Origin of the sequence: Rhizobium sp. MHM7A, from assembly GCF_005862215.1 — a bacterium.
Taxonomy (GTDB): domain Bacteria; phylum Pseudomonadota; class Alphaproteobacteria; order Rhizobiales; family Rhizobiaceae; genus Rhizobium; species Rhizobium bangladeshense.
Window position 1 is genome coordinate 21,071 of the sequence record NZ_VCHT01000012.1, and the last position, 17,937, is coordinate 39,007.

Annotated in this window: 18 protein-coding genes and 1 riboswitch; of the genes, 5 read left to right on the forward strand and 13 right to left on the reverse strand. The window is 59.9% G+C overall.

All coding sequences use genetic code 11. From position 1 onward, the window contains the following. Positions 1–20: 20 nt before the first annotated feature. Complete coding sequence (locus FFR93_RS29565; RefSeq protein ID WP_138395778.1) at positions 21–956, reverse strand: pirin family protein; 936 nt, start codon at positions 954–956, stop codon at positions 21–23. A 233-nt stretch (positions 957–1,189) separates the two neighbouring features. After that, positions 1,190–1,849 (reverse strand): hydrolase, encoded by a 660-nt coding sequence (locus tag FFR93_RS29570; protein ID WP_138395779.1) that lies wholly within the window; start codon positions 1,847–1,849, stop codon positions 1,190–1,192. A gap of 136 nt (positions 1,850–1,985) precedes the next feature. On the opposite strand from FFR93_RS29570, the gene FFR93_RS29575 reads away from it, so the two are divergent. Together FFR93_RS29575 and FFR93_RS29585 are read left to right on the forward strand one after the other, a co-directional pair. After that, positions 1,986–2,858, forward strand: coding sequence for a LysR family transcriptional regulator (locus tag FFR93_RS29575; RefSeq protein WP_138395926.1), 873 nt, complete (start codon positions 1,986–1,988; stop codon positions 2,856–2,858). A 467-nt stretch (positions 2,859–3,325) separates the two neighbouring features. Next, positions 3,326–4,066, forward strand: a complete 741-nt coding sequence (locus FFR93_RS29585; protein WP_138395780.1) for a 3-oxoacyl-ACP reductase family protein — start codon at positions 3,326–3,328, stop codon at positions 4,064–4,066. A gap of 316 nt (positions 4,067–4,382) precedes the next feature. Here the strand turns inward: FFR93_RS29585 and FFR93_RS29590 are convergent, their stop codons facing one another. Continuing rightward, positions 4,383–5,156, reverse strand: a complete 774-nt coding sequence (locus tag FFR93_RS29590; protein ID WP_138395781.1) for an SDR family oxidoreductase — start codon at positions 5,154–5,156, stop codon at positions 4,383–4,385. Between the two features lie 88 nt (positions 5,157–5,244). Here FFR93_RS29590 and FFR93_RS29595 point away from each other — a divergent pair, with 88 nt between their 5' ends. Continuing rightward, positions 5,245–5,880: a TetR/AcrR family transcriptional regulator gene (locus FFR93_RS29595; RefSeq protein WP_138395782.1), complete on the forward strand. Its 636-nt coding sequence runs from the start codon at positions 5,245–5,247 to the stop codon at positions 5,878–5,880. A gap of 260 nt (positions 5,881–6,140) precedes the next feature. Here FFR93_RS29595 and FFR93_RS29600 read toward each other — a convergent pair whose 3' ends face one another. From FFR93_RS29600 to FFR93_RS29610, 3 genes are all read right to left on the reverse strand, one after another. Next, positions 6,141–7,364 (reverse strand): ATP-binding protein, encoded by a 1,224-nt coding sequence (locus FFR93_RS29600; protein WP_138395783.1) that lies wholly within the window; start codon positions 7,362–7,364, stop codon positions 6,141–6,143. Between the two features lie 287 nt (positions 7,365–7,651). Continuing rightward, positions 7,652–9,283 carry a GMC family oxidoreductase gene (locus tag FFR93_RS29605; RefSeq protein ID WP_138395784.1) on the reverse strand — a complete coding sequence of 544 codons (1,632 nt, stop codon included), beginning with the start codon at positions 9,281–9,283 and terminating at the stop codon, positions 7,652–7,654. A gap of 151 nt (positions 9,284–9,434) precedes the next feature. Beyond that, a complete protein-coding gene (locus FFR93_RS29610; protein WP_138395785.1) occupies positions 9,435–10,229 on the reverse strand; it encodes an alpha/beta hydrolase in 795 nt (264 codons plus the stop codon). A 145-nt stretch (positions 10,230–10,374) separates the two neighbouring features. On the opposite strand from FFR93_RS29610, the gene FFR93_RS29615 reads away from it, so the two are divergent. Next, positions 10,375–10,842: a MarR family transcriptional regulator gene (locus FFR93_RS29615; protein WP_064710478.1), complete on the forward strand. Its 468-nt coding sequence runs from the start codon at positions 10,375–10,377 to the stop codon at positions 10,840–10,842. Positions 10,843–10,870: 28 nt separating this feature from the next. Here the strand turns inward: FFR93_RS29615 and FFR93_RS29620 are convergent, their stop codons facing one another. Together FFR93_RS29620 and FFR93_RS29625 are read right to left on the reverse strand one after the other, a co-directional pair. Further along, complete coding sequence (locus FFR93_RS29620) at positions 10,871–11,650, reverse strand: SDR family oxidoreductase (protein ID WP_138395786.1); 780 nt, start codon at positions 11,648–11,650, stop codon at positions 10,871–10,873. Beyond that, on the reverse strand, positions 11,647–11,976 hold the full coding sequence (locus tag FFR93_RS29625; RefSeq protein WP_138395787.1) for a nuclear transport factor 2 family protein: 330 nt from the start codon (positions 11,974–11,976) through the stop codon (positions 11,647–11,649). The genes FFR93_RS29620 and FFR93_RS29625 overlap by 4 nt, the downstream gene beginning before the upstream one ends. Positions 11,977–12,114: 138 nt before the next feature. Between FFR93_RS29625 and FFR93_RS29630 the strand changes: the two genes are divergently transcribed. Next, entirely contained in the window at positions 12,115–13,011 is an 897-nt protein-coding gene (locus tag FFR93_RS29630) for a LysR family transcriptional regulator (protein WP_064710475.1), read from the forward strand. A gap of 198 nt (positions 13,012–13,209) precedes the next feature. On the opposite strand, the gene FFR93_RS29635 is transcribed toward FFR93_RS29630, so the two are convergent. Genes FFR93_RS29635 through thiC form a run of 5 tightly spaced genes read right to left on the reverse strand, consistent with a single transcriptional unit; the run spans position 13,210 to position 17,611 of the window. Then, complete coding sequence (locus FFR93_RS29635; protein ID WP_138395788.1) at positions 13,210–13,824, reverse strand: thiamine phosphate synthase; 615 nt, start codon at positions 13,822–13,824, stop codon at positions 13,210–13,212. Further along, positions 13,821–14,594 carry a thiazole synthase gene (locus FFR93_RS29640; RefSeq protein ID WP_138395789.1) on the reverse strand — a complete coding sequence of 258 codons (774 nt, stop codon included), beginning with the start codon at positions 14,592–14,594 and terminating at the stop codon, positions 13,821–13,823. The genes FFR93_RS29635 and FFR93_RS29640 overlap by 4 nt, the downstream gene beginning before the upstream one ends. Position 14,595: 1 nt before the next feature. Continuing rightward, the gene (thiS, locus tag FFR93_RS29645) at positions 14,596–14,793 is read right to left on the reverse strand and encodes a sulfur carrier protein ThiS (protein WP_064710472.1); all 198 of its coding nucleotides are present in this window, start codon (positions 14,791–14,793) and stop codon (positions 14,596–14,598) included. After that, positions 14,790–15,776 (reverse strand): glycine oxidase ThiO, encoded by a 987-nt coding sequence (thiO, locus tag FFR93_RS29650; protein ID WP_138395790.1) that lies wholly within the window; start codon positions 15,774–15,776, stop codon positions 14,790–14,792. The genes thiS and thiO overlap by 4 nt, the downstream gene beginning before the upstream one ends. A gap of 2 nt (positions 15,777–15,778) precedes the next feature. Beyond that, complete coding sequence (gene thiC / locus FFR93_RS29655; RefSeq protein WP_138395791.1) at positions 15,779–17,611, reverse strand: phosphomethylpyrimidine synthase ThiC; 1,833 nt, start codon at positions 17,609–17,611, stop codon at positions 15,779–15,781. 94 nt (positions 17,612–17,705) lie between these two features. Then, positions 17,706–17,837: riboswitch (TPP riboswitch) on the reverse strand. Positions 17,838–17,937 lie beyond the last annotated feature (100 nt).

Consider the following 17,937-nt stretch of genomic DNA (forward strand, 5'->3'; position numbering starts at 1 on the left):
CGCTGTCGGTGAACTCGCGGTCAGTCCGGAAGAGGAATGAACTCACCACGATCGCCGATCGGAAGGTCGAAGCGTCCCTCCCCCCACTTTCCGGCTCGCCACTCCGCCTTCGCTTCTTCGATACGTTCCTTCGACGAGGCAACGAAATTCCACCAGATATATCTGGGTCCTGAGAAGGTGGCGCCGCCGAGGATCATGATCCTCGCGCCCTTTTCACCCGCCGCCACCGTGATCCTGTCTCTGGGACGAAACACCATCATTTGCATCGCTGCGAACTCTTGCCCGGCGACAGAGATCGAACCGTCGACAATGTAGATCGCACGGTCTTCATGCTCGTCCGGCATCGGCAGACGCGCGGCCGGAGCCAGTTCGACGTCCGCATAGAAGGTTTGCGAAAGCATCCTGGCGGGCGCCTGCTCGCCGTAAGCGCTACCGAGGATAAGTCGCGCCGAGATACCATTATCCTCGATCATGGGCAGCGCGTTCTTGGCGTGATGTTCGAATGACGGGGTCACATCCTCATGGCTTTCGGGCAGAGCCAGCCATGTCTGGATTCCGAACAAGCTGTTCGGGCCGGTCCGCGCTGCGGCACTCGTGCGTTCCGAGTGAGATACGCCCCTGCCTGCGACCATCCAGTTCAACTCTCCCGGTCTTATGATCTGGTCGGCGCCGGTGCTGTCCCGATGGTGAAAGTCGCCGCGATAGAGGTAGGTGACGGTGCCGAGGCCGATGTGAGGGTGGGGACGAACGTCGATGCCCTGCCCGGTCAGGAGTTCGGCGGGGCCGGCCTGATCGAAGAAAATGAACGGCCCGACCATCTGCCGTTTCGGCGCGGGCAGAGCGCGACGGACTTCGAAGCCGCCTAGGTCGCGGGCTCGGGGAATGATCAGCGTTTCAATCGCGTCCACGCCCACTTGATCAGGGCATCCGGGTTCGATGCCGGGGTTCCAGCTCATGTACTACGTCCTTCTGGTGGCGTTTTCATCCGATGCGTTTGCCTTGGGGTCCACAGGAGACGGAAGCTCACAAGCTACAGTCTGCGCGCGCGCCGGTCTACGTCCGCATGATCGGTTGCGCCAAGGCCAGCGAAAAGCTAGGGGCGGTCGGCTGTTTGATCGCCGGCCCGAGCGAGGACGTGATTGGCGAGCGAAGGCCGCTCCCGGCTTTCGCTCGCCAACGCGTAACCCGATTACATTCCTGTGCCGGTTTTGGGCGCTGGGGTGTTAAGCAATTGCTGCTCCCACAGATATGCAATCCCGCTACCGCCAACATGCTGCACGATAACGTCTGTGATCCTTGCCGCCTGTTCTGCACGAGCCCAGTCGCGCTGCCATTCGGCCGCGAGCGCCAACCAGGTCATCATGTTGACGCCGGCTGCGATCATGCGTTGAATCGCGACCTGGTGCGCCTCGACCGAGACTGCACCCGAGGCGTCGGTAATCACCGTGACGTCCCAGCCTTCGCCCGCAGCCTGAATTGCCGGCATCGCGACGCATACCTCTGTCCAGAGACCCGCTATAACGAGTTGCTTGCGGCCGGTTGCCTTCACGAGGTCGACGACCTTCTGATCCTGCCAGGTGTTGATGAGCGTCCGGTCGATTATCTCCTGGCCAGGAAACACGTCCGCGATCTGGGGGAACAGATTGCCGCCGCGCTCTGCGATCACTGTGGTTAGGATCGTCGGGACGCCGAAGGCGTTGGCCGCTTTCGCCAGACCGACGGTGTTGTTGACCACCATTGTAGGCTCATGGCTGTTTACGTTTGCGAGCTGATAGGGCTGGTGGTCGATGAGAACGAGCACCGAATCTTCGGGACGCAGGAGTGAGTTGAGGCCGTTACGAAAGGTCATGGATTATCCTGGGTTGGCGGTTCGTCGAGGTACATGTGAACGCTTAAAAAGCGATCCGCGAGAACCCTGTCATTCTCACATGCGATACGGTAGTCCTCGGATAAGGTGAGGAGTGTTGCAGAAAGAGGAACGCCGGGTGGAAATCGAGGATCTCAGGACATTCGTGGAAGTTGCCGATGCGGGCGGAGTGACACCGGCGGCGCAACGGCTCGGCATCTCCAAGTCAATGGTTAGCAGGCGCATCGCCCGGCTTGAGGCAGATCTTGGCGCGCAGCTTGTGGCGCGGACGACGCGCGGAATCGCCCTTACCGAAGAAGGCGCCACTTTCCGAGACTACGCAGCGAGAATCTCGGCTGAGATCGATGCGGCGCGCGAGACGATCCTTCCGGCCGGAGAGCTCTGCGGCCGCCTGCGAGTTGCAGCGCCTCTTTCCTTCGGGCCGACGCACTTTGCCCCTGTCCTGTCTCAAATGGCGCGTCGGCACCCGCAACTACACGTCTACTCGTGCTACACCGACCGTTTCGTCGATCTCATCACGGAAGGTTTCGACTGCGCCATTCGGGTCGGCTACCTGCCGGATTCCAATCTCGTCGCCAGACGAGTCGGACCACTGTATGGAAAATTCGTCGCCAGCCCGGACTACATCGCGGCGAACGGTTCCCCTGAGACGCCGGACGAGCTTCTCAACCATCAGGCTCTAATGCAAGGAACCGAAATCTGGCAGGTCACCGATGGAGACCAAGTTCTCAACATTCGGCCACAAGGACGCTTCAAGGCCGACAACGGCGTAGCGCTCCTTGCGGCCGCGTTGGAAGGGCTCGGGATAGCAAGACTCCCGAACGGCCTTACGGACGAACATATCTCCTCGGGTGCGCTCGTCGAGGTGATGCCACGCCACGCGCCGCCTCCAGCCGGCATCTTCGTCGTCAGACCTCCCGGACATCACCCGGCCAAGAAGGTCCGTGTGCTGACAGAGATGCTGATTGAATGCTTCGATTCCGGCTCGTAGAAAGCGCCTCGAATCTGTGGCGCAAGATGTTCTGAGTAAAACTCGCCCAGCCGCATTGCCGCCTGGCCCACATATTCAGGCAACCGCGACAGGGAGATCGTCAACGGTGCTGTGAACTGCTCGCCTTTCGAAGAGCAAGCCCATAGGCTGCCATAGATCGACGTCGAGCTTGCTGCCTCCAGCCTTTCCAAGGAAGACAAACGGCTTTCGGCAGCGAGCGCGGAGAGTGAAGCCCGTAGCCGCGCTGAGGAGCGTAGAGCTGTAGCCCTGCAGGTTTATTGACCGCACCGACGAGAGACGAAACAGCGGATACCCTGGCCGCTGTTCCTCTTCGCGCAACACTCTGTCGCGATCGTCGTCACTACGGGAATCCCTGCGGAAGCACAAAATAAGCCGAACTGGTCGTCGCGGGCTTCTGAGCCTCCCGACCTGCTGAAACTTGACTATCAGTAACGGAAAGGACCAACATGATCGATCTAAGCGGAAAGCGCGCCTTGATCACCGGCGGCTCGCGCGGCATCGGTGCAGCAATTGCCGAGGCGCTTGCCGATAACGGAGCCGACGTGGCGTTCACCTATCAGCATTCGGTTGAGAAGGCTGAGGCGGTGGCAAAAAACATTGAAAGCCGCGGCCAGCGCGCGTTTGCCATCCAGGCCGACAGCGCCGATCCGAACGCAATAGCTCGAGCGGTAGAAAAAGCCGTGTCTGCGCTCGGCGGGCTCGACATCCTTGTCAACAGCGCAGCTATCGGCCATTCCGGAACCATTGCCGACCTGGATGTGGAAGAATACCAGGCCCTGATGGACGTCAACGTGCGAGCGCCAGTGCTGTTCGCGAAAGCTGTCATCCCACATTTGCAGGAAGGTGGCCGTATCATCACCATCGGTTCGGCCCTTGGCGAGCGGGTGCCATTTCCTGGAATTACCCCTTACGCCATGTCCAAGGCGGCGCTCACCTCATTCACCCGCGGCCTCTCGCGTGAGCTGGGACCAAAGGGCATAACCGTGAATCTCGTGCAACCAGGCGCCACGGATACGGATGCCAATCCCGCCGACGGCGCGGCCGCCGATTTCCAGCGCAGCTTGACGTCGCTGGGACGCTACGGCGAGCCACGCGAGATCGCGAACGCCGTGGTCTTTCTTGCGAGCCCTGCCGCCAGTGTGATCACCGGCGCAACCCTGACTGCAGACGGAGGGGCAATCGCCTAGCCGCAGCAAGACTTTAGTCGCCGGACGCACTTGTCGCTTCGCCACGGCGAAGCGGTGCGGCCGGTGGGCCGGGCATCTCTAGCCAGGATCAAAGGCGATCGGCTCGGACGTACCTGGGGGTATGCCCGTCGCCGATCGCCTTTGCCCTGACGAAAACCTGCTCCGGCAGAATGCTTCGATCTAACCCGGAAAAGCTCTGGTCGAGCACCTCTCAGTGGCTCCGGCTGTGAAGGCCGTCACGCTGAGAGCAATACAACGGAGCATTGTCACAAGGCGCGCTCGGCACGGCTGCAGACATAGTGGAGCGTCAGATCGATCAGATCCGGGCGCCGCCCGTCGCGTCAATCATCTGACCCGTCGTCCAACGCGCATCGTTCGATGCAAGGAAGGTGATGACGTCGGCGACGTCCTCCGCCCGTCCGACACGTGAGAAGACCGAGAGTGCTTCGGCGCCGGCGCGCGCATCCGGCGATGCCAGCCACTCGGCATTCATGTCCGTCTCCGTCACACCCGGCAGCACGGCATTGACTGTAATCCCGCGAGCCGCAAATTCAGGTGCCAGCGCAAGTGTCAATGTCTCGAGCGCGCCCTTGGAGGCAGCATAGGCGGGATGCGTCGGCGCCGCGATCCGTGTAAACCCGGTCGAGACATTGATGATCCGGCCGTTCTCGCGAATGTGGTCAGCCACGGCCTGGATCAGGAAGAACGGCGCCTTGTAGTTAATCGTCATCACCTCGTCGAACGCGTCTTCGCTCGTCTGCTTCAACGGCAGTGCAGGCGCGATGCCAGCATTGTTCACCAGAATGTCGAGACCAGCCGAGCCCGTCTCGGCACGCGCGGCTTCGCTGAACTGCGCCCAGAGGCTGTCGGCCGCGTCCTTGCCCCGTCTGAGATCGGCCTTCACGGCGACGGCCTTGAGGCCTAGCGCTTCGATGTCGCGTACCGTGGCATTGGCCGCATCCGAATTAGCGGTGTAGTGCACGCCGATCAGCGCGGCACCCTCCTTGGCGAATGCAAGGGCTGCCGCCCGGCCGATACCACGAGAACTTCCGGTTACAAGGGCTATCTTGTTTGCTAGTCTTCGGGACATGGGTCACTCCGTTGCTAAATTAAATAGTGAACCCTATAATAAGAGGAGATAGACGTCTGTCAATAATTTAATAGGGATCGCTATTTTAATGGCTGAGGCTGTCCGCAAACGAGGCAGACCGCGTGTTCTCGACCGCGACATCGGGCTCGACATCGCGGTACGGCTTTTCTGGGAACGGGGCTACGAGGGAACATCGACCGCCGACCTTACAAAGGCGATGGGAATCAATCCGCCCACGCTTTATTCCATGTTCGGCTCAAAGGAAGAGTTGTACCGTCAGGCGCTCGACTTCAGCATTGCCCGTGAAAACAGCCGACGGTTGAAAATCCTGCAATCGAGTCTTCCGGTTTATGAAGCCCTGAGCCTCTACCTTTATGATATCGCTGACGGAGACACGCAGCCGGACAAGCCGCCAGGCTGCATGGTCTCGACGGCCGTCCTGCAGCATGCGGAAGAAAATGCATCCGTCGCGCAGATGACGGCAAAATTGCGCGAGACATCGATGCAGACCCTCAAAGCCCGCTTCGACCGTGCCGTCGAGGAAGGCGAACTGCCTCCACATACTGATACCGACACGCTCGCGCGCTTCTATGGTGCGATTATCCAAGGCATGTCCGCCCAGGCCTGCGACGGCGCCTGCAATGCGCTTTTGAAACGGCTGATCGACATCGCACTCACAGCTTGGCCTGGAAAGCGGCAGACTTCCGCGGAAAACTCAGATTAAAGGCGCTTAACCACTCATATGACCGCAAGGAAGGCAGTGCTCGATATTGGAAATGTTATTGCCTCTGGCTGCCGAAGGAAGAGGGAAAACTTTCGCGCGTCTTGTTGAATTGGCGCGGCATGTGGCGCTAGTTTACCTCCGGCGTGGACAATCGGCATCCGGTGCAGTTGATGGGGCTCGAACCTGAGGCCCATTTGTTTCGAAACCGTCGAAGTTTCAAGAATGCTCGAGTCTGGAAACTGAAGCCAAATCCTCACGCGCTAACGCCACAATGCCGATATTGGAACAGCGGACAAACGTTCCCCGAAAGGGATCACCTTATGATGGTCATACAAGACCATGCCCGAAACAAACCGTTCTCCGGATGCTTCGGCCAAAATTCGCAATCCCGAAAAATCGGAATTCGAGACAGATGCTGCCGCTTTTATCTCGACGCCGACGATCCGGCCTCTTCTATCTTCAATGACGATATCGACTTCGTTCTGCTGCTTGTCACGAAAATGCGAAAACTCGTATCGGCTATGCCCGCCGCTGGCGAGCTTTAGGATCTCCCCAAACACGAAAGTCTCCAGCAAAGCCCCGAACTGACCCCTGTTGTCGCGCAGGCGGTCGAGAGAGAGGTCACGAAGAGAAGAGAGCAGACCAGAGTCGAGGAAATGGATTTTCGGTGTTTTGGTCAGGCGTTTCAGTTTGTTCGAAAACCATGGTTGCAAGGTTCGGGCGAGGAACAGGCTCTCGAAGATGCCGACATATTTTTGCGTTGTGATGTGATTCATCCCGATGGCGGCGCCAATTCCGGAATAGTTCACGAGTTGTCCCGAATGCTCTGCCAGAATGCCTAGCAAGCGCGGCATTTGAGCGATCTGCTCGATCTGCGCGACATCGCGAACGTCGCGTTGAACGATCGCATTGATATAATCCGCATACCAGTCCTGCCTGCGGCTCAAGGTTTTGCGGCCCAATGCCTCGGGATATCCACCTGCCAGAACTACAGCTATCAGGTCGTCACCGACGATTGGTTCTCCGGCCGTGGCTTCATTTTGAAAGGCGTCACGCAGGAAGGTGCTGCCGGCCCTTCTGATCTCGCTTTGCGCAAGTGGTAGCAATCGAACGACTTCCATGCGCCCTGCGAGTGAGTCTGCCACGCGTGGCAGCGTCATGAGATTGGCTGAACCAGTCAGGAGGAAACGCCCTGGGCGCTGGTCGGTATCCACGCTTTCCTTGATCGCCAACAACAGCTCGGGAGCGCGCTGAATTTCGTCGATGATGGCGCGATCCATACGTCTTACAAAGCCAACTGGATCCTGCCGCGCTGCGTCCAAGGTCGTCGCATTATCGAGCGTGTAATACTCCATCCCCTCCTTGGCCATTTTCTTGGCCAACGTCGTTTTTCCTGATTGTCTGGGACCTACGATCAGTACGACTCGCGTGTCTGACATGGCGTCGGCAACGCGCCGCTCAACGAGCCTTGGGTACAGCGCCACAGCTTCATTCCCTTGATGACTGTTTGAAACTACGGCGATGACTGATTGAAAGTCAATGTGTGACCGTTTGAAATTAACGTGGCGGGTAATTTAAAGTTGGCGATATGCCAGATTGCGGCATGAGGTAGGCGAGAGGCCATGCAGGCGCTGCTGAACCTTCGCTGATTGGTCACCGAGTAACCTTGTAAGCGTGGTAGGACAAGCCAACTGAGCACGAACAAACACATACCCACGTCGAAAAACTTTGCGCCACGGATAGCGGAGCGCAAAGTCCCTCGTCGTTGAAGTCACACGGACTGAGCGAAAGGTTCACGCAAAGCGGACAGACCATGTGACTTGCGCAACAGATCGGCCGCCCTCTCTCCGATGACAACACATGGTGCCATCGTGTTGCCGGTGGTGATCCGCGGCATGATCGAGGAATCCGCGATACGAAGGCTATCGATGCCATATACCTTGAGCTCACTATCGACGACCGACATATTGTCACGTCCCATTTTGGCGGTGCAGGATTGATGCCAATAGGTGACGGCCGAGCGTCTAATGAAATCGATCATGCCTGACCTGCTGCGCGCGCCTGGAGCGGTTTCACCCGTTACCAAAGGTCTAAAGCCATCGCTGTTTCCGAGTTCGCGACACAACTCGACTGCGGCCAACGCGGCTGCCATGTCTTCGGGCTCACTGAGGGAGTTCGGCTCGATCAGGACGGGATCGTCTATATCGGAGCCAGAGAGCCTCAATCGTCCGCGGCTTTTCGGCTGTGCAAGACCGTTAAACATCGTCCAACCGTGTTCTGGCGTTTGGAGACCCGTTTCGGATGGTGAAGGCACCGCGAACTCCAACTGACACTGGAGGATGTCGGGCTGGTTTAGTCGCGTGTCACTCTTCCAGTAGATGTTCGCCTCGCAGCCGCTACCGCCCACAGCTTCCGGTTTTCGGTAGGCCCAGGTGCAGCCGAAAGCGAGATGATCCTGATGATTGCGACCGACACCCGGCAGGTCCTGCACGACTGTAATACCATCCGACTGCAGATCTTTTTCCGGGCCGATCCCGGACTGCATAAGGACCTTCGGCGTATTGATCGCCCCCAGTGACAGCACCGTCTCGCAATGCGCCATGAACTGGCGTTGCCGACCATCGACCAGAGCCTCCACTCCTTTCACCCGCTTACCATCGAAGATGAGACGCGTTACCAACGCATCGGTCAGCACAGTCAGGTTGCGGCGCGACAGCAGTGGACGAACATAAGAGTGGAATACCGATTCCCGCTTGCCATCCCGGATCCGTAGCTCAGCGATCGATGCCCCTCCGGGGACTTCCATCATCTCGCCGTTCGTTGAACCGAAGACCGGAACGCCCAGAGCTGACGCGGCGCTCAACAGGGCCTCTGCGACTGGCTGGGGTGACAGAGGCTGTGCGACATGCACTGGCCCCCCCGTTCCGCGACGGGACGGGTCCACATCCCCCTGCCAATCTTCGATCCGGCGATAATAACCGAGGATCGACTCATATCCCCAGGCATCATCACCCGCCTCTGCTGCGAAGTAATCCCAATCCGCCTTGTGTCCCCTGGCCCATACCATGACGTTGATACTCGAACCGCCGCCTAGCCCCTTACCCATACTGAGAGGGAGTCGTCGCCCGTCCAAACCAGGAGCCGGTTGTCCAACAAAACCCCAGTCCCGGCTCGATCCGAGATTAAGCGGCCACTGCGCGGGGTTCGATACGGTTTCGGATTTATCATCTCCACCTGCTTCAAGCAGCAGGACGCTGGCGTTTCCATCCTCTGCCAATCGCGCTGCGACAACCGAGCCGCTGGACCCTGCGCCGCAGACGATGAAGTCAAAGACATCGCCGACGGCGTTCTGCGGAAAGGACGTATTTGCGGGCATATTATTGTCGTGGTTGTATAGTTTCACGTGAGTTCCTCCGTGAATTGTATCAGGTAAATTGCTGAAGTCTGTGTCGCGGGACGCGAGGAAATGCCCATGGATTTCGGTCGGGGATCCGGTGCACCACCGGTATCTCGCTTCCGCAGCGCTGATCAGTTAAGGGATAGCGCGAAATCGTTCACTGCTTTTCTGCCGATGCGGCCTTGGCGGCCTTGTCAATTGTATCGGCGATGACCGCCGGCTGCGTCATGAACAGGGCATGGCTCGCCGACACCTTGGTGACCTTAGCATTGATGCGCTCCGCCATATGGATCAACATGGCCTGGTCGAAGGCCTTGTCTTCGGTGGCAATAACGGCCCAGCTGGGCTTGGTGCGCCATGCGGCGTTCTCGAGCTTGGTGCCGAACGCCGACATGTTGATCGGAACCTGCGCATCTCTCATGAACGCGACATCGGCGTCGCTGACGTCGTGTGCAAACCCTGACTTGAACTTGGCCGGGCTGACGTAGCCGAAACCGTCCTTCGTGGTCTCGATAACGAACTCGGACGCGGGCGCAAATCCCTCGTACTGCTGAGCCGTCGTCTCGCCGGCATCTGGGGAGAGAGCAGAGACATAAACGAGGCCTTTAACCATTTCATCGACCCCAGCTTCCGTGATGACAGTACCGCCCCAGGAGTGTCCAACGAGAATGACCGGACCATCTTGCCGCTCAAGTGCACGCTTGGTGGCGGCAACATCATCTGCAAGAGACGTTAGCGGGTTCTGCACAATCGTGACGCGATAGCCACGTTTTGTAAGATTGTCGTACACGCCCCTCCAGCCGGAACCGTCCGCAAATGCGCCGTGAACCAGGACCACGTTTCGCACGGATTGGTCTTGCGGGAGCGATTCAGCGGCCTGCGCCGGCAAGGTGGCCGAAAGGGAGGCTGCAGATGCGATTGCGGCAATCGTGGTGATGGTCTTGCGTGTCATGGCTTTCTCCTCCTGGTAAATCGCGATAACAGTTATCGCGATATCTATAAGCTGACAGATGTGGAGTTATGCGTCAACAAGATTGTTATCGCGATATTTGTTTTCGTGATAATATCGGTTATATGTATGAGGACAGGAGTTCAAAATGACCCAACGCCACAACGATCCCCCGCCCCTGCGTGACCAACTGTGCTATGCGATCTACACCGCCGGCATCGCAATTCAGCGTGCCTACAAGCCGCTACTCGACGAGCTTGGGTTGACATACCCGCAATATCTTGTCTTGAACGTTCTTTGGGCGCACGACGAACAGACCGTGGTTTCCATCGCTGATCAGCTTGCTCTGGAATCCAGCACCTTGACACCTCTTTTGAAACGCCTGGAAGCCGCCGGGCACGTGCGCCGGACACGCAATCTCGGCAACGAACGGCAGGTTTTGGTGGCGCTGACTGACCAGGGACGCGCATTGCAGCACAGAGCAGGCTGCCTCGGCGATACATTGCTTGCAGCCTCAACCCAGACACCACCGAAACTCGCTGCTTTGAACCGCGACGTGCGACATTTGCGCGATGCGATCTACTCCCAGATCGGCGGGTGGGATGCACCCGCCTGACCTGTAATGGCGCCAGATGACCTAAAGCTCACGCGGTCGGAACAGTCCCACCGTCGATCACATGCTCGGTCCCGGTAATGGATGTTGCCCGATCCGAGGCGAGGAACGCGATCAGGTCTGCGACCTCCTCCGGCGCGGCCGGTCGTCCCAGCGGTATGCCGCCGAGCGACTTCATGATCACGTCGACCGCGGCGTCGTAGTCGATGCCAGCTTGCTCGGCTATGCGCAGAGCCAGACCATTGGAATTCGGACTGGCGATCCAGCCAGGGGACACTCGTACCACCCGCACGCCCTTCGGAGAAACCTCCTTGGAGATGCTCTTGCTGTAGGTGTTGAGGGCCGCCTTGGCCGAAGCATAGCCGGTCGTCGCCTCCGGTAGCGGAAGGCGGTTCTGGATCGAGGTGACGTGAATGACGACTCCGCTTCCCTGAGCGATCAACCCGGGGATTAGCGCACGATCCAGCCTGACTGCCGGAAAGAAGTTGAGGTTGAACTCCTTATCCCACTCCTCGTCGGTGAGCGCAGCGAAGCCACCTGAAGGAGCCGAAGAACCGCCCAGCATGTTCACAAGAATATCGAGCCCGCCGAGCTCCCGATGCACCGCGTCGACGACCGCTTGAACGCCCGCCCCGGTGGTCAGGTCAGCTTCAACGAATGCCGCACCAGAGAAGTCCGCCGGCTTGGAGCGAGCGGTGGTCAGCACACGGGCGCCAAGCTCCCGGAAGAGAGCTACGGTTGCTGCGCCGGCACCCATCGTTCCCGCGGTGATCAGGGCCCGACGCCCCTGCAATGTGAAAAACGGTGTCATACGGTGATCTCCAGTTCGGCGACCTTGTCGCCCGCGAGGACGAAGAGGAAGCGCAGGTCAATCGGGCTGCCAGGGAAAGTGCCGACGGCGTGAGCCATCACCAGGGTCTTTCCGTGTTCAAGGGCGATGTGGAAGGGTTCCACGGTGTAGCTGTATTGCCGGCTTTCATCGGCCATCCACTTACGAATGGCATCACGTCCCGTATGGGACTTGCCTTTATCTTTCACGCTGCCGTTTTCGGTGAAGGCGGCTGCGACAGCATCGGGGCTGCCATCCCGGTCAGCATCAAAATAGGCCTCTATGGCCTCGGGGAGTTTGATAGTCATTCTGGTCTTCCAATCCTGTTTTCAGCCTTAGCCAGCTATGAGCCGCGCCCATCTGAGGCCGACAAGCCCAATCTAAGACTGGACGATTGGCAGGATAACTGGGACAAAGCGGGATGAAACGTTTCGAAAAGAGGGATAATGACGCGCTCTTTCCTTGTTGACCTGGATGCCGTTCTCAGCATCGCCCGCCTGGGCTCCTTTCGGGCCGCCGCGCTGGAGCTCGGTATGTCCACGACAGCACTGAGCAATGCCATCGCCAAGCTTGAGCAGCGCTTAGGCATTCGGCTTTTCAACCGCACAACGCGCAGCGTCTCGCTGACCGACGCAGGGAAAACCTTCGTCGAGCGGGTTAGACCGGCAATGACCGACATCCACGATGCCATGCTTGCGGCTCAGTCGCTTCAGGAGACTCCGACCGGTACGTTGCGCATCAATGCCTTTGTGTCGGCAGCCCGCGAGGTGATGGCGCCGCTCATCCTCTCTTTCCTGCAGCGCTTCCCCCAGGTGCACATCGATCTGGTCACGGAGGGACGGCTCGTCGACATAGTAGCGGCCGGCTTCGACCTAGGCTTGAGGCCGGCCGATTTGGTGCCGAACGACATGATTGCCGTGCCCCTCGGTCTGGAGCGCAGCAATGCCGTCGTCGCATCGCCGGATTTCCTGCGCACGCACGGTAAGCCTGTCGTTCCGGCCGACTTGTACCGGTTTCCGTGCATCCGCGCCCGTCTTCCCAATAACGCATTGTTGCGCTGGCGCTTCGAGAAGGACGGGAACGCTGTCCAGATCGATGTGGAAGGCTCGATCACCCTCGACGAGTCAAGCCTTGTCAGGATAGCCGCGCAGAATGGAGTGGGGCTTGGATACGTCATGGAAGCGGATGCGCGCGATGACATTGCGGCCGGCCGACTGGTGCGAGTTCTCGAGGACTGGACCCCCTCTTTGGCCCCACTAGCGCTGTATTACCCTGGCAGGAAGAATCCGCCGGCAGCCTTCAGTGCGTTCATTCAGGCTGCCCGCGATTTTGCGAATCGCTGACCTGGTGCACAGATCGAGATTTTTTGCGGCGCGGGATGTTCATGCCAAGCGCTACAATCAAAAGGATGTTCGTCTGACTCGTGCGGGATTGCTTTAGCAAACTGCGCAACCGGAAGTCGAATTTTTGACCTAGTTGATATTATATGACAACACCCCGCTAAGGGCTTCCGCGTTGCCGCTGGGATCAACCCTTCACTCTCATTTCCCGGACCGCCATGGGGCGGTCGCGGCCAGCCACTGTCGCGTGCGGGCCTCCGGATCCGGGTTGCGGGTGATATCGGTGACCACGGCGGCACTGTCGGCGCCGTTTTCCAGTACCAGCGGCGCCCGTTCGGCGGTGATCCCGCCGATGGCGACGAGCGGTGTCGTGCCGACGCGCTGGCGCCAGTCGGAAAGGCGTTCGACGCCTTGCGGCGCCCATTTCATTTTTTTGAGTATCGTGGGCCAGACCGGCCCGAGCGCAACATAATCCGGCTCGGCCGCGAGCGCCGCCTCCAGCTCCGATACATCGTGCGTGGAAAGGCCTAGCTTCAGGCCGGCGCGACGAATGGCATTCCTGTCGGCGGCCACCAGGTCTTCCTGCCCGAGATGAATGAACTCGCATCCTTCATCGATCGCCAGCTTCCAATAATCATTGACGACCAATTGGCAATCCGCTGCCGCACAGGCAGCCTTCGCATGCCGTATCTCCTCGCGAAGTATTGCATCTGAACGATCCTTGATGCGCAACTGGACGAGTTTGACGCCAAGCGGCACGAGGCGTTCGACCCATTCGGCGCTGTCGACGATGAGATAGAAGGGGTCGAGCTTCATGAGAAGACGGCCTTTCCGATGACGGGAGTGGACGGCACGGCAATGTCGCGTGGTTCCAGCGGTACGGCGCCATGCGCCAGACTGCCGGCATCGATGGCAAGCGCGAAGGCCTCGGCAATGGTGGCGGGATCGCCTGCGCCGGCAACGGCTGTGTTGAGAAGAACGGCATCATAACCGTACTCCATGACGGTAGCGGCATGAGACGGCCGGCCGATGCCGGCATCGATGATCAGCGGCACATCCGGAAAATGCGCACGAAACGCCCGCAGCGCCATCGGGTTCAGCGGCCCCTGAGCGGAGCCGATCGGCGCACACCAGGGCATCAGGACACGGCAGCCGGCTTCCAGCAGCCTTTCGGCTACGACAAGGTCGTCGGTTGTATAGGGAAAGACCTGAAAGCCCTCGCCGGTGAGGATGCGGGCGGCCTCGACAAGGCCGAAGACGTCAGGCTGCAGCGTATCGTGATGACCGATCACTTCGAGCTTGATCCAGTCGGTGCGGAAGACCTCGCGCGCCATCTTCGCCGTCAGCACTGCCTCCTGCACGCTGTGGCATCCGGCCGTATTCGGCAGCACGCGCACGCCAAGCTCGCCGATCAGGTCGAAGAAGGTGCCGCCCGCTTTGCCGCCGACGGCTTCGCGGCGAAGCGACACGGTGACGATCTCGGTCTTCGAACGCCTCACCGCTTCTGCAAGGACAGCTGGAGACGGATAGCGGGCGGTGCCGAGCAGCAGCCGGGAACGGACTTCGATATCATAAAGTTTCAGCATCTCAGCCTCCTTGCATGGGTGAGAGAATTTCGATGCGGTCGCGTTCGCCGAGCCTGAAATCGGCGCGGTCCTCGCGGTGCACCAGCTCGCCGTTGACAGCGGTCGCCAGCCATCCGCCTTCGTAGTCCAGAGCCAGAAGAAGATCTGCGAGGGTCGTGGCCGCGACCTCCTGTTCCTCGCCATTGATGATGAAGGTCATGATGCCCTCCTTTCCGGTTGGTTGCCTTCTCCAAGAAGAAGCCGCGCCACCTCGCCGGCAATGGCCGGCGCCAGCAGAAAGCCGTGGCGGTAGAGGCCATTGACATGGAGGGTGCGCCCCTCCTGCGTCACACGCGGCAAATTGTCGGGGTAAGCTGGCCGCGCGCCCGCGCCGGTTTCGGTAACCCGTGCCTCGCCGAAGGCGGGATTGAGGGCATAGGCGGCATTCAGCAATTCCATCAACGAACGCGCGGTAATCGGGCCGGTGTCGTCACTTTCGATCATCGTCGCCCCGATCATGAAGCGATTGCCTTGGCGCGGCACGATATAGATCGGGTGGCGCGGATGCAGCAGACGGACGGGACGGGAGAGAGAGACCTCGCTCGTTTCGACGCAGAGCATCTCACCGCGAACGCCGCGCAATCCGGGCAGGCGGCCGATCTGGGCAGCCCCGGTGCAGTCGATGACGCGATCGTAATGGGCAAGGTCGGCATCGCCCGTGACCCCGAATGTGAGACGCATGCGGGCTTCCTCAAGTCCGGCGGCGAGCCCCGAGAGCGCCTGCCGCGGATCGAGATGCGCTTCCTGCCGAAAGAACAATGCCCTGCGGAAGCGGCCGGCGAGATCAGGTTCAAGGGCTGCGATCGCCTGCTCGTCCAGCCACTCCCATCCGCTTGTCCGGCGGCAAAAGCGGTCGAGTTCGCCGGCATCACGTCCGGCCGCCACGACAAGCGTCCCCCGGCGATTGACATGGCCGGGCAGCGCTGCCTCCCACCAATCGGCGGCAAGACGACCGAGCGCCAATACCGGCTCCTCCGCGCTTTCCCTTTCGCACCATGGAGCAAGCATACCGCCGGCAAAGCCGGAAGCGCCGGCGCCGACCCGGTCGGCTTGCTCAGCGACGCTGACCCGGAAGCCGTGCCGATAGAGCTGCCACGCAACGGTGAGGCCGGCAACGCCGGCCCCCTTGACGAGGATGCGCATCGTCATTCTCCGGAAGGCGTTTTCGCGGCCTCGGCGACCGGCATGTAGAGGTCGCCGCCGTCGCGATACCTGGCGGCCATGGCTTCCAGTCCTTCTTTCTGGGCTTCGGCACGAATGTCGTGGGAAATGCGCATGGAACAGAATTTCGGGCCGCACATCGAGCAGAAATGCGCCACCTTGTGCGCCTCCTTCGGCAAAGTCTCGTCATGAAAGGAACGCGCCGTTTCCGGATCGAGAGACAGGTTGAACTGGTCTTCCCAGCGGAATTCGAAGCGTGCCCGCGACAGCGCGTCGTCGCGGATGCGGGCGGCCGGATGCCCCTTGGCAAGATCGGCGGCATGAGCGGCGATCTTGTAGGTGATGACCCCGGTCTTGACGTCGCTGCGATCCGGCAGCCCCAGATGCTCCTTCGGCGTGACGTAGCAGAGCATGGCCGTGCCGAACCAGCCGATCATCGCGGCCCCGATGCCGGAGGTGATGTGATCATAGCCCGGCGCAATGTCGGTCGTCAGCGGTCCGAGCGTATAGAAGGGAGCCTCGCCGCAAACCTTGAGCTGCTTATCCATATTCTCTTTGATCTTGTGCATCGGCACGTGGCCGGGGCCCTCGATCATCACCTGGCAATCCCTGGCCCAGGCGATCTTGGTCAGTTCGCCGAGGGTTTCGAGCTCGGCAAATTGCGCTGCGTCATTGGCATCGGCGATCGAGCCAGGGCGAAGGCCGTCTCCAAGCGAGAAGGAGACGTCGTAAGCGCGGCAGATGTCGCAGATTTCCTCGAAATGCTCGTAGAGGAAGCTCTCCTTGTGGTGATGCAGACACCACTTGGCCATGATAGAGCCGCCGCGTGAGACGATGCCGGTGACACGATTGACGGTGAGCGGGATATAGGCAAGCCGCACGCCCGCATGAATGGTGAAATAATCGACGCCCTGCTCGGCCTGTTCGATCAGCGTATCGCGATAGACCTCCCAGCTGAGATCCTCGGCAATGCCGTTCACCTTTTCAAGCGCCTGATAGAGCGGCACCGTTCCGATCGGAACCGGCGAATTGCGAATGATCCATTCCCGGATATTGTGAATGTTGCGGCCGGTGGAAAGGTCCATCACCGTGTCGGCGCCCCAGCGGATCGCCCAGACCATCTTTTCCACCTCCTCCGCCATCGACGAGGTGACGGCCGAGTTGCCGATATTGGCATTGATCTTCACCAGGAAATTACGGCCGATGATCATCGGTTCGGACTCCGGGTGGTTGATGTTGGCCGGAATGATCGCCCGGCCAGCCGCGACTTCCCGCCGGACGAATTCGGGCGTGACGGAATCGGGAATATCAGCGCCAAAGCTCTCGCCGTCGCGGGTCAGCGCCTCCTTCGCGGCCTGCCGGCCGAGGTTTTCGCGGATCGCGATGAACTCCATTTCCGGCGTGACGATGCCGGCACGCGCATAGGCGAGCTGGGTGACGGCGCGGCCCGTCTTTGCCTTGAGCGGTGTGTTGCGAATGGGGAATTCCGGCGTCAGCCGCTCGCCTGCGGCAAAACCATTGTCTTCAGGCTTCACCAGCCGGCCTTCATAGGCTTCGACATCGCCACGCGCCTTGATCCAGTTTTCGCGCAAACGCGGCAGCCCGGCGTCGATCGAGACCGTATGTTGCGGGTCAGTATAGGGACCGGAGGAATCATAGACCGTGACCGGTGGTTCGCCCGAGGTCGGGTGAAGGCTGATTTCGCGCATAGGCACGCGAAGATCCGGATAGAGTGTTCCGGGCTTTACGACCTTGCTCGAGGCCGGAAGCGGGCCGGTGGTGACCACGGGAGTAAGCTTGGGTGCGGCAATATTCATGGGTGAGGCTCCAAGGTTTGACGTTTGGAGACCCAGTTCCAGTGTTGGAATGATGGAAAGACGCCTCAAGCGACAAAGCGAAATCCGCCCGACAGCCGCAGCGTCCGCACCGTCCCTACGCCAGTATGAACTGGATCAGGTTCAACGGGTCACTGCGCCACAATCGGCAAAGCCGTATTGTTCAGCAGAATCTCAGCCCCTTGCCGGGACACCCCTGGTGAATGCGCGGCATCAAAGACCGGAGCGGCCCCGATGTCAAGAAGGCCTCTCCTTATCCGTTCCGATGCAATGGTTTGAATTTGAGCACGATGGAAAAAGAAGGAGGC

What these genes read in the sequence shown, in the direction of transcription:
- FFR93_RS29565 (WP_138395778.1), bottom strand. Translation starts at nt 956, where the DNA reads ATGAGCTGGAACCCCGGCATCGAACCCGGATGCCCTGATCAAGTGGGC.
- FFR93_RS29570 (WP_138395779.1), bottom strand. Translation starts at nt 1,849, where the DNA reads ATGACCTTTCGTAACGGCCTCAACTCACTCCTGCGTCCCGAAGATTCG.
- FFR93_RS29585 (WP_138395780.1), top strand. Translation starts at nt 3,326, where the DNA reads ATGATCGATCTAAGCGGAAAGCGCGCCTTGATCACCGGCGGCTCGCGC.
- FFR93_RS29590 (WP_138395781.1), bottom strand. Translation starts at nt 5,156, where the DNA reads ATGTCCCGAAGACTAGCAAACAAGATAGCCCTTGTAACCGGAAGTTCT.
- FFR93_RS29595 (WP_138395782.1), top strand. Translation starts at nt 5,245, where the DNA reads ATGGCTGAGGCTGTCCGCAAACGAGGCAGACCGCGTGTTCTCGACCGC.
- FFR93_RS29610 (WP_138395785.1), bottom strand. Translation starts at nt 10,229, where the DNA reads ATGACACGCAAGACCATCACCACGATTGCCGCAATCGCATCTGCAGCC.
- FFR93_RS29615 (WP_064710478.1), top strand. Translation starts at nt 10,375, where the DNA reads ATGACCCAACGCCACAACGATCCCCCGCCCCTGCGTGACCAACTGTGC.
- FFR93_RS29620 (WP_138395786.1), bottom strand. Translation starts at nt 11,650, where the DNA reads ATGACACCGTTTTTCACATTGCAGGGGCGTCGGGCCCTGATCACCGCG.
- FFR93_RS29625 (WP_138395787.1), bottom strand. Translation starts at nt 11,976, where the DNA reads ATGACTATCAAACTCCCCGAGGCCATAGAGGCCTATTTTGATGCTGAC.
- FFR93_RS29630 (WP_064710475.1), top strand. Translation starts at nt 12,115, where the DNA reads ATGACGCGCTCTTTCCTTGTTGACCTGGATGCCGTTCTCAGCATCGCC.
- FFR93_RS29635 (WP_138395788.1), bottom strand. Translation starts at nt 13,824, where the DNA reads ATGAAGCTCGACCCCTTCTATCTCATCGTCGACAGCGCCGAATGGGTC.
- FFR93_RS29640 (WP_138395789.1), bottom strand. Translation starts at nt 14,594, where the DNA reads ATGCTGAAACTTTATGATATCGAAGTCCGTTCCCGGCTGCTGCTCGGC.
- thiS (WP_064710472.1), bottom strand. Translation starts at nt 14,793, where the DNA reads ATGACCTTCATCATCAATGGCGAGGAACAGGAGGTCGCGGCCACGACC.
- thiO (WP_138395790.1), bottom strand. Translation starts at nt 15,776, where the DNA reads ATGCGCATCCTCGTCAAGGGGGCCGGCGTTGCCGGCCTCACCGTTGCG.
- thiC (WP_138395791.1), bottom strand. Translation starts at nt 17,611, where the DNA reads ATGAATATTGCCGCACCCAAGCTTACTCCCGTGGTCACCACCGGCCCG.